The sequence below is a fragment of the Billgrantia zhangzhouensis genome (genome assembly GCF_021404465.1).
GTDB classification, from domain to species: Bacteria; Pseudomonadota; Gammaproteobacteria; order Pseudomonadales; family Halomonadaceae; genus Halomonas; species Halomonas zhangzhouensis.
Map to the genome: position 1 here is coordinate 93,547 of NZ_JABFTT010000006.1, position 13,346 is coordinate 106,892.

Below are 13,346 nucleotides of genomic sequence, written 5' to 3' on the forward strand. Positions count from 1 at the left end.
AAGCATGTTTGCCGGTTGGCTACTGATCGCCGTATCACTACTCTACATCGCCATACTCTTCGGTATCGCCTGGCTGGGCGATCGTAATGCGCGCCGCCGTGGCGCCAGTCGCAAACGCCCCGTCATCTATATCCTGGCGCTGGCCATCTACTGTACCTCCTGGAGTTTCTACGGTGCGGTCGGTCAGGCCGCCACCGCCGGCTGGTCCTTCGCCAGCATTTATGTCGGCCCGATTCTCACTTTCCTGTTGTTCTGGCCGATACTCGCCAAGATGATCCGCGTGGCCAAGCGGCAGAACATCACTTCGATCGCCGACTTCATCGCTTCGCGCTACGGCAAGGCGCAGTCCCTGGCGGCCTTCGCCAGCCTGGTCGCGCTGATCGGCACGCTGCCCTACATCGCCCTGCAACTGAAGGCCGTGTCGACCTCGTTCGCGGTGCTGACGGATGCCGCCGATATCACCCATACCCCGCTTTTCGCCGATACCGCCTTCTTCGTCGCGGTGGTCATGGCCGCCTTTGCCATCCTGTTCGGTACGCGCCACACCGATGCCACCGAACACCACGAGGGGCTGATTCACGCCGTCGCCTTCGAATCGATGGTCAAGCTGCTGGCCTTCCTGCTGCTCGGAGCCTACGTGACCTGGGGCATGTTCGATGGTCTCGGCGAGCTAATGGCGCTCGCCGACACCCAACTGGAACTGCAGCGCCAGCTCGCCGACCAGGACTTCGGCCGCGGCTTCTGGGCTCAGACACTGCTGGCGATGTTGGCAATCTTCTGCCTGCCGCGTCAGTTCCATGTCGCCGTGGTGGAAAATACCCATCCCAATGATGCCTCGAAGGCACGCTGGCTGTTTCCGCTCTACCTGGTGGCCTTCGCCTTCTTCATCCTGCCGATCGCCGCCGCCGGCTTGACCCTGTTCCCCGACGGCACGGTGGAACCCGACACTTTCGTGCTGGCGCTGCCCATGGCCGCCGGCCAGCAGTGGCTGACCCTGCTCACCTATATCGGCGGCTTCTCGGCGGCGACCGGCATGGTCATCGTCGCCACGGTGGCAGTCTCGATCATGATCTCCAACGAGATCGTGATTCCCCTGCTGTTCCGGCTGCGCTGGCTGGACACTCGGCCGCGCGATTACGGTCGGCTGGTGCTGCAGGCCCGGCGCATCACCATCGGGGTGATCCTGGCGCTGGCCTACGGCTTCTACCAGTTGATCGGCGAGCTCACCTCGCTGGCCTCGATCGGCATGCTCTCCTTCGCCGCAGCAGCCCAGTTCGCCCCCGCCCTGCTCGGTGGGCTCTACTGGAAACGCGGTAATCGCCTCGGGGTGGTTGTCGGCATGAATGCCGGCTTTGCCATCTGGGCCTACAGCCTGCTGATGCCGGGAATGATCCAGGCGGGCGTGCTGCCGGCCGAATGGCTCGCCGGTGGCCCTTTCGGCCACCCCTGGCTGACGCCCACCGCACTGTTCGGGCTCAATTTCGGCGACTCCTTCACCCATGGCGTAATGCTCTCGCTCGGCGTCAACCTGTTCTGCTACATCTTCGTTTCCCAGGTCACCTCGCAGCGGGTGGTGGAACGCATCCAGGCCTCACTGTTCGTCGACAGCGTCGAGACCCGCCAGACTTCCGTCAACCGCCCCTGGACCGGCGCCACCACGGTGGGCGACCTGAAGGTCCTGTGCGAACGCTTCCTCGGCGCAGGCCAAGTGGCACGCGCCTTCGACGACTACGCGCGGCGCACCGGCAAGCCGCTGGAAGACGGCAACCGCGCCTCCATCGACGTGATCCAGTTCACCGAACGCTTCCTCGCTTCGGTGCTCGGGGCTTCCTCGGCGCGCATCGTGGTCAACTCGGCGCTACAGGGGCGCGGCATCGGCATCTCCGACGTCATCTCCATCGTCGATGAGGCCTCCCAGGTGCTCGAGTTCAACCGTGCCCTGCTGCAGGCCACCATCGAGAACATCAACCAGGGCATCAGCGTGGTCGACCAGAACATGCGCCTGGTGGTGTGGAACCAGCGCTACCTGGAACTGTTCCGCTTCCCCGATCATTTGATCCGGGTCGGCGCGCCGATCGACAAGATCTTCCGCTACAACGCCCACAACGGCGAGTACGGCCCCGGCGACCCGGAAGAGCACGTGCAGCTGTTGATCGACAACATCCGCGACGGCCAGCCTCATCGCTACGTGCGCTACCGCCAGGACGGCAGCGTACTCGAAGTGCAGGGCAACCCCATGCCGGGCGGCGGTTTCGTCTACACCTACCAGGACATTACCCAGCAGAAGCGCATCGAGGAGGCGCTGATACGCTCGGAGAACAACATCCGCATCTATACCGACAACGTGCCGGCGCTGATCGCCTATTTCGACAAGGAGTGCCGCTACCTCTTCACCAACCGCGCCTACGAGCAGGCCTTCGGCATCGATCGCAACGAGGTCATCGGCAGGCACCTCGACAGCGCCATCAGCGAGGAGATGGCACGCGAACGCAAGCCGTGGATTCACCGTGCGCTGACCGGCGAGCGGGTCAGCTTCGAGGTGTCGATGTGGATCGGCGACGCCCTGCGCTATATGCTGGTGACCTATACCCCCCATTTCGGTGACAGCGGCGCGATCCTGGGCTTCTTCTCGCTCTACCAGGACATCACCGAGCGGCGCCTGGCCGAGATCGCCCTCAAGGAGACTAACGAGAATCTGGAGGAGCGGGTTCGTGAACGTACCCTGGCGTTGTCCGAGGCCAATACTGCGCTGCGCCAGGAAAACCGGGTGCGTGCCGAGGCCGAACAGGCCCTGCGCCAGGCCAAACAGGTCGCCGAGGATGCCAACGCCTCCAAGACCCGCTTCCTCGCCGCCGCCAGCCACGACCTGCTACAACCGTTGAACGCCGCGCGTCTGTTCACTTCGGCGCTGTCCCAGGAAATGGACGCCGACGACATGAAGCGTACCATCGGCCATATCGACAACTCGCTGCAGGCCGCCGAGGAGCTGCTCGGCACCCTGCTCGATATCTCCAAGCTGGATGCTGGCGCCCTCACCCCGCGCCGCAGCCACTTCGCCCTGGCCGACATCTTCCGCCCGCTACGAGCCGAGTTCGAGGTCATGGCCGAGGAGCGCGGACTGGACCTGGTAGTGGTACCGACCCGGGCCTGGGTCGACAGCGACCCGCAGATGCTGCGCCGGATCATCCAGAACTTCCTCTCCAACGCACTGCGCTACACCCAGGAGGGCCGGGTGTTGCTGGGCTGTCGCCGCCGCGGCGCACGACTGACCATCGAAGTGTGGGACTCGGGGCCGGGCATTCCCGAATCCAAGCAGGCGGAGATCTTCCAGGAGTTCCGCCGTTTGGACCAGGTCTCGCGGCACAAGGAGAGCGAAAAGGGATTGGGGCTGGGTCTTTCCATTGCCGACCGCATGAGCCGGGTGCTGAACCATCCGATCAAGGTCTTCTCTCGAGAAAGCATCGGCACCATGTTCTCGGTGAGCGTACCGGTAGTCGCGCCGCGCAGTGCCGCCGAACGTGCCGAGGAAGCGGCCTCCCCGCGACGGATAGGCAATAAGCTGGTCGGCACCCGCATGCTGTGCATCGACAACGAGACGCTCATTCTCGAAGGCATGAAAGCGATGCTCTCGGGCTGGGGCTGCGAGGTCTATACCGCCACCAGTATCGGTGGCGCCAAGTCAATCCTGCGCAACCTGGACGGCGAGCCGGATGCCATACTCGCCGACTACCACCTTGACAACGAAGTGACCGGACTGATGGCCCTGGAAGCCCTGAGCGAGCGGCTACAGGGCGCGGTACCAGGCATAGTGATTACCGCTGATCGCACCGAGGAAGTAGCAGAGGAGATCCGCCGCAGCGGCTATCATCTGCTGCAGAAGCCGGTGCGCCCCGCCGCCCTGCGCGCCCTGTTGACCCGCACGCTGCAGGCCAGCCGGGCGCCTAGCGCCTAACGCAGCGAGCAACGAGCCCAACACGAGGAGCCCACGACATGGTCGTGGGCCCCTCGCTCGAAGCTCGAAGCTCGAAGCTCGAAGCTCGAAGCTCGAAGCTCGAAGCTAGGATTCGACCTTGGGCGGCTCCACTTCTAGCTTCTGCGCGGCGATGACCGCCTGGGTGCGAGAGTGCACGCCCAGCTTGCGCAGGATGGCGGTCACATGAGCCTTGATGGTGGCCTCGGAGACGTTCAACTCGTAAGCGATCTGCTTGTTGAGCAGGCCTTCTGTAAGCATGTTGAGCACTCGGAACTGCTGCGGCGTCAGCGAGGCGATGGCCTCGGCGAAGCGGGTCTCCTCCTCGTTGGCGTCGCCTAGGGCATCGGCCAGCTCCTGAGGCAGCCACACCTCGCCATCGAGGATCTCGCTGACCGCCTCGGCAATCAGCTGCAAGGATGAGGATTTGGGAATGAAGCCCGAAGCACCGTAGTCGATAGCGCGCCGTACCACATGCGGCTCATCGCTGCCGGATACCACTGCCACTGGAATGTCCGGGGTCTGGCCGCGAAGCTGAATCAGGCCGGAAAAGCCATGGGCTCCCGGCATGTGCAGGTCGAGCAGAATCAGGTCGGCATCGGGGTGGCGAGTCACCACCTCACAGGTGGCCTCCATGGTGTCGGATTCGACGATCTCGGCCTGGGGCGCCAGCTGGCGCAGCGCCTGCGTCAGCGCTGCACGGAACAGCGGATGGTCATCGGCAACGATGAATTTCTGGGCAAAGGCCATGGATTCTCCTCCGGTTCCTCGAGCACGGCCTAAGGCCGCCACTTCGGGCTCTTTGATTGTTCATCGCATGTTACCCCATGCTTGAGCGCTTCCCAAGCACATGGGGCCTATTGTCGACAATATCGTTGCCATTGGATCGTTTGAAGGGAAACCGCCCCAGAACTTGCTACAACCTTTCTTTTCACATGGAAACAGCAACCGTCTTGATGAGAGGGAAAAGCGGCTTCTATCTTCAAAGACGATGGCAAACGCCAGCAGTGCCGGATCCCCGGTAAATGGAAGTACACGGTGCACGCTAGAAGGCGTGCTGAAAGGAAAGCCAAGGAGACTATCATGGCACAGCGCAACCAGAACCCCGGCAATTTTGCCAACGACCCCAAGAAGGCTTCAGAAGCCGGCCAGAAAGGCGGTCAGCGCAGCAGCGGCAACTTCGCCAACGACCCGCAGAAGGCTTCCGAGGCCGGTCAGAAAGGCGGTCAGCGCAGCAGCGGCAACTTCGCCAACGACCCGCAGAAGGCCTCCCAGGCCGGCCAGAAAGGCGGTCAGCATAGCGGCGGCAACTTTGCCAACGACCGCCAGAAGGCTTCCGAGGCGGGTCGCAAGGGCGGCAAGAACAGCTGAGCGCCGCGCTCGCCTCATCAGCTTTGACCAACCCAAGCTGCCGGAGCCCCTTCCTCCGGTAGCTTCTTCCCATACGCCGGGCGGCTACTGACAGATCATCCGCTTCGAATCCTGTGCAGTCGGATGCTCGCTGTCTGAAGCCGATGCGGGCCTCAGAGACGAAGGAGACGTCATGTTTCATCATTCGTCCAAGCTTCAATATCCAGTCAAGGTAGACAAACCGGACCCCGAGTTCGCCATGCTACTGCAACAAGCCATTGGCGGCGTAGAAGGCGAGATTCGCGTCGCCATGCAGTACTTCTTCCAGGCCATGGGCGCCCGTGGCGACGATCGCATCCGCGACATGCTGATGTCGACGGCAACCGAAGAACTCTCGCACATCGAGATGCTGGGCCATGCCGTGGCGCTCAACCTGGAGGGTGCTCCAGTCTCCTATCAGGAGCAATCGGCCAAGGACCCGGTAGTCCGCGCCATTCTCGGCGGTGCCAATCCCCGGCACCTGCTCTCGTCCGGCCTCTCCGCCATGCCGGTCAACGCCAACGGCGTGCCGTTCGACATGAGCCACGTTTACGCGACCGGCAACGTGGCGGCCGATATGCTGGCCAACGTCACCGCCGAGGCAGGTGGCCGTGTATTGGCGTCGCGTCTCTACAACTGGACCGACGATCATGGCATGAAGGACTTCCTGTCCTTCCTGATTGCTCGCGACACCTACCACCAGCAGCAGTGGTTGGCCGTGATCGAGGAGATGGGCGGTATCGAAGCCCAGTTGCCGGTGCCCAACGCCACACCGGAAGCCCACGAAGCCATGCAACACTCCTACTACTATCTCAACACCCTGCTGGACAAAGAGGCGCCCAAGGGACGCTGGGCCGAAGGCCCCTCTCTCGACGGCCGCAGCGAATACTCGGTCAGGAACCAGCCGGCTCCCGAAGGCCAGGAACCCAAGCTGGGACCGGCCAAGCCCCATTCCGGCGCTCAGGAAGAGCAGATCAATCCGCCGAAGTGAGCGGATTCCCATCGATCGCAACCGCAAGGAGACAGCACATGGGCACTGAACCGCAAACCCCCAAGCATCTGGAAGACTGGCTACGCGATGCCCACGCCATGGAGAAACAAGCGGAGAAGATGCTGGAAGCCCAGGCCAGCCGCCTGGAGCATTATCCGCAGCTCAAGGCACGCATCGAAGAGCACCTGACCGAGACCCGCGGCCAGACGGAAAAGATCGAACAGTGCATCTCGCTGCTCGGTACCGACCTCTCGGCGATGAAGGACATGGGCGGCAAACTGGCAGCCTTCGGTCAAGCCATGGGCGGCATGATGTCAGGCGACGAGGTGGTCAAGGGCGGCCTCGCCAGCTACGCCTTCGAACACTTCGAGATCGCCAGCTACAAGGCCTTGATCCAGGCTGCGGAGAAAGTCGGCAAGCCCGAGATTGCTCGCATCTGCGAAGAGATCCTGCGCGAAGAGGAAGCCATGGCCGAGTGGCTCAGCGAACACCTGGACGACACTACGCGTCAGTTCCTGGAGCGCTCGGAGAACAGCGACCTGCGCGCCAAGACCTGAAGATTTCCTTTCATAGGGCGTTGCTAAAGGTACGTTGTAAAATGGCACGTTGCGAACGCCTTGCATAGGCCCCTCGTTTCCCCCGGCCCCCCGCCGGGTTTTTTTCGCCAGACCACCTTACTCCCTGCTCGCCATGGAAAGCGCCACCCAATGCAGGGTGGCGCCACGTTGCGGATAGCAGTCGCGGATGGCAGCTAGAGAGCAACTACCTGGCTACATGTACCTGGCTACATGTGGTCGCGCGGTATGACCTTCTCCCAGTTCTTGGAAAAAACCCGGTAGTCGTTCTCATAGGCGTCGAGCTGAGCGTGAATGAAGAAATTGCTCTCGTCGCAGCTCAGGATACTGCGTGTGTAGACCTCCACGTTCCAGTCGTCGCGCTTGAAGGAGCGCTCGGTATAGGTTTCGCCGCGCGCCGAGATGAAATCGTCATTGACGGTGCTGTACCACTCCCGTGTACTGCGGCGCACCTCGGTACCGATATCCTCGATACGGAAGTGACCCTGGTCGTTGATGACTTCCAGAGTCGACTCCTTGGTCGCCAGATCGCGATGCAGCAGCCAGTTGTGCTCGCTGGCCTCGAAGGTATGCAGTTCCAGCGGCGGGGCCTCCTCAGGCTCGTCGAACTCGGGCTGGCGCGCATCCTCCTCTCTCGGCGTTCGCTCCGGCAGCACCAGCGTGCTGCTCTCGGGATAGATGTCGACCTGGGCCGGCTCCGGCGGCAGCCAGGCCAGCGGCCAGTAGGAGGTCGAGACGGACAGGCGCAACTGATGGCCCACCGGGAAGCGCTGGGCGATCCCATTCATCGGGATACGCACCCGGTAGCGCCGGTGCGGCACCAGCGGTTCGGGGTCGGCGTCGCTGTCACGATGCGACAGGTTGAGCAGGCCATAGGTGACACGGGTCGACTTGCCGTCGGGGGCCACGTCCGAGAGTCGCACCGCGAGCATGGCCTGGGGCTTGTTGCAGGAGAGTTCGAACTCCACCACGGGCATGCCGAAGATATCGAGCGGCGCGGCCAGCTGACGGCTGCTGAAGATCAGCGAGCCGCCATCCTCCTCGCGCTGGTCGCCCGGCAGGTCCGGCGTGGCGGCATAGGAGCACCACTTGCCGGCCTCCAGCCCAACGCTGAGCGGGGACTGCAGTGCCAAGGCGCTCTCCTGCCCTTCGCGCTGGTGCGCCCCGCCGTGTCCTTCGCCCATGTGGATGGTATAGGGACCCAGCTCGTAGCGCCGCTCCTTGACGTTCTTCGATGGCCAGCCGGACTCACCGATCCAGCGCCCCGGACGCTCGCTGTAGGACGTGTCGGGCGGCACGCTGTCCTGCTCCCAGGCACGCAGCATGGGCTCGTTCATGATGCCGGTGTCCTTGCCCTTGAGCCAGTGGTCCCACCAGCGTAGCGCTTCCTGGAGGAAGCCGATGGCCGGCCCCGGCATCCCCTGGTGCGGGTACTTGTGTCCCCAAGGACCGATCAGCCCCTTGCGCGGCACCTCCAGGTGCTCCATCAAGCGCAGCACGGTGTTGGTGAAACCGTCGGCCCAGCCACCAATGGCATATACCGGGCACTGGATCGCCGAATAATTTTCGTTGATCGAGCTGGTCGACCAATAGGCGCTGCGACGCTGATGCTCGACCCACTGTTCAAGCCATAGGCCGCTGTTCTCCATGCGGTCGAACCACATATCGCGCCAGCGGTTGCCAACGATCTGCGGGTCCGGCGGCAGGGTATTGAAGGCGAACATGACGGTGGCTTCGGAAAGATTGTCACCGAGCAGACAGCCACCCATGTAGTGCATGTTGTCGGCATAGAGGTCGTCGCTCGAGCAGATGCTGATGATAGCCTTCAGCGCCGGTGGCCGCTTGGCCGCCACCTGCAGGCTGTTGAAGCCGCCCCAGGAGATGCCCATCATGCCGACATTGCCGTCGCACCAGGGCTGTTCGGCAAGCCAGGCGATGGCATCCACGCCATCTTCCTGCTCCTGCTGGGTGTACTCGTCGGTGAGTACGCCATCCGAATCGCCACTGCCGCGCATGTCGACCCGAACGCAGACATAGCCGTGTCCGGCCAGGTAGGCATGGTTGGTGGCGTCCCGTCCACGGGTGATGTCGCGCTTGCGATAAGGGATGTATTCCATGATCGCCGGTAGCGGCGTACGCTCGGCCTCCTCCGGCAGCCAGACCCTGGCTGCCAACTGGGCTCCGTCGCGCATCGGGATGAAGACGTTCTCTATCTCACGAACCTTGTACGGAAACGAATCTGCGACACTCACGATTCCTCCTTTCGGGTTCATTCGGTGGGTTCGATCTCGAACTGAAGTGCTTCCAGGCAAGCCTTGTAGCGCTCCTCGATCTGATCGTGATCCTCACCCGCAATATAGAGGGTTCCCAGGCGATAGCTAAAACTGTCCTGGTGCATCAGGTCGCCCAGTCGATCACCTGGCTGGACATCGAGGCGCACCTTGGTGCCGGGGAAGCGCTCGGCAAGCGCCGCGATCTCCTCTTCACTCGGTACACGCCTGACAATACCGTCGCGATGCTCGTAAGGGATGTAGCACTTGGCCGCCACGGCCGCCTCACCCTGGCGGTTGGCCAGCGATGGTCGCTCACCGAAGGCGATATCGACGGCCACCTCATGGTTCGACATGCCATCGACCATGATGAAGATCTCACTATGAGATTGGGAAATACGGGTGTTGACCTCGATCAGCCACAGCTTGTCGCTCTCCTCGTCCCACATGAACTCGGCGTTGAAACAGCCGTTGTCGTAACCGATATGTTCGAGGAAGCGGCGTGAAACATCGATCATTTCCCGATGGATACGCTCGGGCAGGTTACTGGGATACTCCAAACGGTCGTAGGGAATCTCCTTGTTGACCGAGTTGGGCTGGGCGATGATGCCATGAACGTTGAACTCACCGCGATAGACCGTGCCCTCGGGCGCTCCTTGAACGCCGCTGACGATCTGCTCGGCAATGCAAGAGTTGCCATCCATGTGCTGGATTTCCGGCGGCAGCTCCACATAGTTCAGCGCCTCATTGAACGGATCGCCAAGCTGGCGAATACCCTGGCGGATCTCCTCGATCGCAGTGTGAAACTGCTCGTCGTTCTCGATCTTGAAGCCCAGGTGCGAGGAAAACGCCTTGACCGGTTTGATCCAGAATGGGTATTTCAGCGTCACCTGCGAGAGCGGGTCCTCCGCGAAAGGATCGACGCCACAGAATTCCGGCACCACCTCAGGCACGGCTTTCTGCTGCTCGAGCCGGCTCCAGTACTTGTGCTCGCACTTGAGCACGCTCTCCACCGAAGGCGAGGGAATGTCGTATTCCCGGCACAGAATGGGGACCATCACACTGGTCGGAAAGTCCCACTGCGCCACGATGGCATCAATGGAACCGTCAAATGCTTCGAGTTTTCGGCGTGCCTCGTTGAGCAGGGCATCGAAGGAAAAGTTGGGTGACTCGACGGCTGTCTTGACGGACAGCAGGCTGTGCACGATGAACTTATCGGAGTGGCGTAGAGTTTCCAGTTCCTGACGCTGCTGATCCTCGAGCGCCACGACAAAAATGTTCCGCTTCATCCGTCTATCTCCATGACAGTTTCGTGGAAAATCAAGTTCGTGGAAAACCAAGCTTGGGTGGCGTTCCTGCCATCCATACACTCATCAAGATAAGTAGGCTTCGCTCAAGGTTCCATGGGGAAGACGATTCTTTACCCTTTCACACTGCGGGAAACAGTACGGAACGCAAAGGCCAATGACTTACACCGATATAGGCTGACGAAACCGTTCCGACCCATTGTGGTGCGCCATGGATTTGGCCCTTGCGCCAAGCAGGGCTAGGCTGAGAAGCGAAGGCCATTTGCCTGGGAGCCAGCGGCCAAGGATGGAGCCGATGGAACGACTCGAGGAGTACCGCCGCAAGCGCGACTTCACGCGAACGCGCGAGCCCGCCGGGGACAAGCAGGGTAAGAGCACACCGGGTTATCTCTACGTGATGCACAAGCATGCGGCGAGCCATGACCATTTCGACCTGCGCCTGGAGCAGGATGGCGTGCTCAGGAGCTGGGCGCTACCCAAGGGACCGAGCCTAGAACCCGGCGAGAAGCGTCTGGCCGTCGAGGTGGAAGACCATCCGCTGGAGTATGGCGAGTTCGAGGGCGTGATTCCCGAGGAAGCCTATGGCGGCGGCACCGTCATGCTATGGGATCGCGGCACCTGGAAACTCAAGGGTAAACCCAAGCCGGATCGAATCGATATCGAACTCGACGGCGAACGGCTCAAGGGCAACTGGACCCTGACCCGCATGAGCGGCAAGCGCCAGGACAAGCACGGGCGCAACTGGCTGCTGATCAAGCGCCACGACGACAAGTCGCGCATGGAGGATTCGCTCACGGTCGAGCTCGACGCAAGCATTGCCAGCGGCCGCAGCATGCTGGAGATCGCCGAGGATAGCGATGCCATCTGGAGCTCCGGTGCCTGTGACGAGCCCCCCTCCCCCCCACCCGACCCCAGCGCTCTAAAAGGCGCCCGACGTGCGAAGCTGCCGCGCGAAGCGACGCCGCAGCTTGCCACCCTGGCCCGCGAGGTACCGGCCCAGGGCAAATGGGTCCACGAGATCAAGCTCGATGGCTATCGCCTGCTCGCCCGCATCGAAAAGGGCAACGTGCGCCTGATCACCCGCAACGGCAAGGACTGGACCCACCGCTTTCCCGAGATCGTCCGGGCGCTCGAGCCGCTGCCGGTGGACTCGGCGCTGCTCGACGGCGAGGTGGTGGCCATGGGCAGCGACGGCATCACTCGCTTCGGACAGCTGCAGGAGGCACTCTCCAATGGACGCACAGCCGCCCTCGTCTACCAGATCTTCGACCTGCCCTACCTGGCCGGGTATGACCTGGCCGGCGTGTCGCTACTCGAGCGCAAGCGCACCCTTGAGGCACTGCTCGACGCCGCCGGCATGCGAACCGGCACGATTCGCTACTCCGACCATATCGAGACTCACGGCGATTCCTTCCATCAACGCGCCTGCCAGATGGGGCTGGAGGGCATCATCAGCAAGCGTGCCGACAGCCGCTACCAGCAGAAGCGAAGCCGCAACTGGCTCAAGGTCAAGTGCGTCAGCCACGAGGAGTTCGTGATCGGCGGCTATACCGACCCCAGCGGCTCACGCAGCGGTTTCGGTTCGCTGCTGATGGGCGCCTACGGCAAGCAGGGGCTGGTATATGCCGGGCGAGTGGGCACCGGCTTCAGCAACTGTCTGCTGAAGCGGCTGAGCGCCACCCTGCAGGAACTCGAGATTCCCCGTTCCCCTTTCCATGGCAGTGTGCCGGACAGCCGCTCGGTGCACTGGGTGCGTCCCGAACTGGTGATCGAAGTGGAGTTCACCGAACGCACCCGCGACGACCGCCTGCGCCACCCGGCCTTTCGCGGCCTGCGCGAGGACCGTAATCCGGAGGAGATTCGCATGACCCCGACCAAAGAGATGGCCGCCGAAGACGTTGCGACAAAGAGCGCCAAACCGGCCGCGCACAAACGCAAGGACGAGACCTTGCTGCTCGGCGTGCGCCTTACCCACCCCGAGCGCGTGCTGTTTCCCGAGCAGGGCCTGACCAAGCTCGACCTGGCGCGCTTCTACGAGCAGATCCATGAGTGGGTGCTGCCCCGACTGGCCCGCCGGCCACTGTCACTGGTGCGCTGCCCCCAGGGTCGCAATGACGAATGCTTCTTCCAGAAGCACCCGCGCGCCGCCATTCCCGACAGCGTGCCGCGTATCGACGTGCCGGAGAAAAAAGGCAGCGCCGAATATGTATATGTCGAAACGGCCGCCGATCTGATCGGCCTGGTGCAGGCAGGTGCGCTGGAAATCCACCCCTGGGGCAGCCGCATCGACCACCTCGAGCAGCCTGACAGCCTGGTGTTCGACCTCGACCCGGACCAAGGCATCGCCTGGAAGGAGATCCTGCGCGTCGCCGGCACCCTGCGCGAACGCCTCGAGTCGCTGGGGCTCACCCCCTTCCTGCGCACCACCGGCGGCAAGGGGTTGCACCTGGTCGTACCGCTCGAGCCCAGCGCCGAGTGGGAGCAGGCCAAGGCCTTCGCCAAAGGAGTGGCCGAAGCACATGCCCAGGACGACCCGAAGCGCCTGACCACCAACATGTCCAAGGCCAAGCGCGAAGGGCGAATCTTTCTCGACTACCTGCGTAACGGACGTGGCGCCACGGCCGTGGCCTCCTACACGGTACGCGCGCGCGCGAATGCCCCGGTGGCGGTACCGATTCGCTGGGACGAGCTCAACGCCGCACTGCGCGCCGACCGCTACAACGTGCAGAACCTGCGTCGCCGGCTCTCCTCCCTGCGCGAGGATCCCTGGGTGGGTTTCGACGAGGCGGCACGCCCGCTGGATGCCCAGCTGCTCAAGGTCATGGGCGTGAAATGACGGAGGCC

General features: G+C 62.8%; 8 protein-coding genes. 5 read left to right on the forward strand and 3 right to left on the reverse strand.

The window, feature by feature from the left end; all coding sequences use genetic code 11:
• The first annotated feature begins 4 nt into the window (after window positions 1–4).
• Window positions 5–3,952 (forward strand): hybrid sensor histidine kinase/response regulator, encoded by a 3,948-nt coding sequence (locus tag HOP51_RS09355; protein WP_234273649.1) that lies wholly within the window; start codon window positions 5–7, stop codon window positions 3,950–3,952.
• A gap of 105 nt (window positions 3,953–4,057) precedes the next feature.
• Here HOP51_RS09355 and HOP51_RS09360 read toward each other — a convergent pair whose 3' ends face one another.
• Window positions 4,058–4,720 (reverse strand): LuxR C-terminal-related transcriptional regulator, encoded by a 663-nt coding sequence (locus tag HOP51_RS09360; RefSeq protein ID WP_159549958.1) that lies wholly within the window; start codon window positions 4,718–4,720, stop codon window positions 4,058–4,060.
• A gap of 333 nt (window positions 4,721–5,053) precedes the next feature.
• On the opposite strand from HOP51_RS09360, the gene HOP51_RS21160 reads away from it, so the two are divergent.
• The 3 genes from HOP51_RS21160 (at window position 5,054) to HOP51_RS09380 (ending at window position 6,907) form a co-directional block, all read left to right on the forward strand.
• Window positions 5,054–5,341, forward strand: a complete 288-nt coding sequence (locus tag HOP51_RS21160) for a general stress protein (RefSeq protein ID WP_455423586.1) — start codon at window positions 5,054–5,056, stop codon at window positions 5,339–5,341.
• 172 nt (window positions 5,342–5,513) lie between these two features.
• Window positions 5,514–6,350, forward strand: coding sequence for a manganese catalase family protein (locus HOP51_RS09375; protein WP_234273650.1), 837 nt, complete (start codon window positions 5,514–5,516; stop codon window positions 6,348–6,350).
• Window positions 6,351–6,388: 38 nt separating this feature from the next.
• Window positions 6,389–6,907 carry a ferritin-like domain-containing protein gene (locus HOP51_RS09380; protein WP_234273651.1) on the forward strand — a complete coding sequence of 173 codons (519 nt, stop codon included), beginning with the start codon at window positions 6,389–6,391 and terminating at the stop codon, window positions 6,905–6,907.
• A gap of 227 nt (window positions 6,908–7,134) precedes the next feature.
• On the opposite strand, the gene HOP51_RS09385 is transcribed toward HOP51_RS09380, so the two are convergent.
• Together HOP51_RS09385 and HOP51_RS09390 are read right to left on the reverse strand one after the other, a co-directional pair.
• Window positions 7,135–9,177 carry a CocE/NonD family hydrolase gene (locus HOP51_RS09385; RefSeq protein ID WP_234273652.1) on the reverse strand — a complete coding sequence of 681 codons (2,043 nt, stop codon included), beginning with the start codon at window positions 9,175–9,177 and terminating at the stop codon, window positions 7,135–7,137.
• A 17-nt stretch (window positions 9,178–9,194) separates the two neighbouring features.
• Window positions 9,195–10,484, reverse strand: a complete 1,290-nt coding sequence (locus tag HOP51_RS09390; protein ID WP_234273653.1) for an ATP-grasp domain-containing protein — start codon at window positions 10,482–10,484, stop codon at window positions 9,195–9,197.
• Between the two features lie 313 nt (window positions 10,485–10,797).
• Between HOP51_RS09390 and ligD the strand changes: the two genes are divergently transcribed.
• Window positions 10,798–13,338, forward strand: coding sequence for a DNA ligase D (gene ligD / locus HOP51_RS09395; protein WP_234273654.1), 2,541 nt, complete (start codon window positions 10,798–10,800; stop codon window positions 13,336–13,338).
• Window positions 13,339–13,346: the final 8 nt, after the last annotated feature.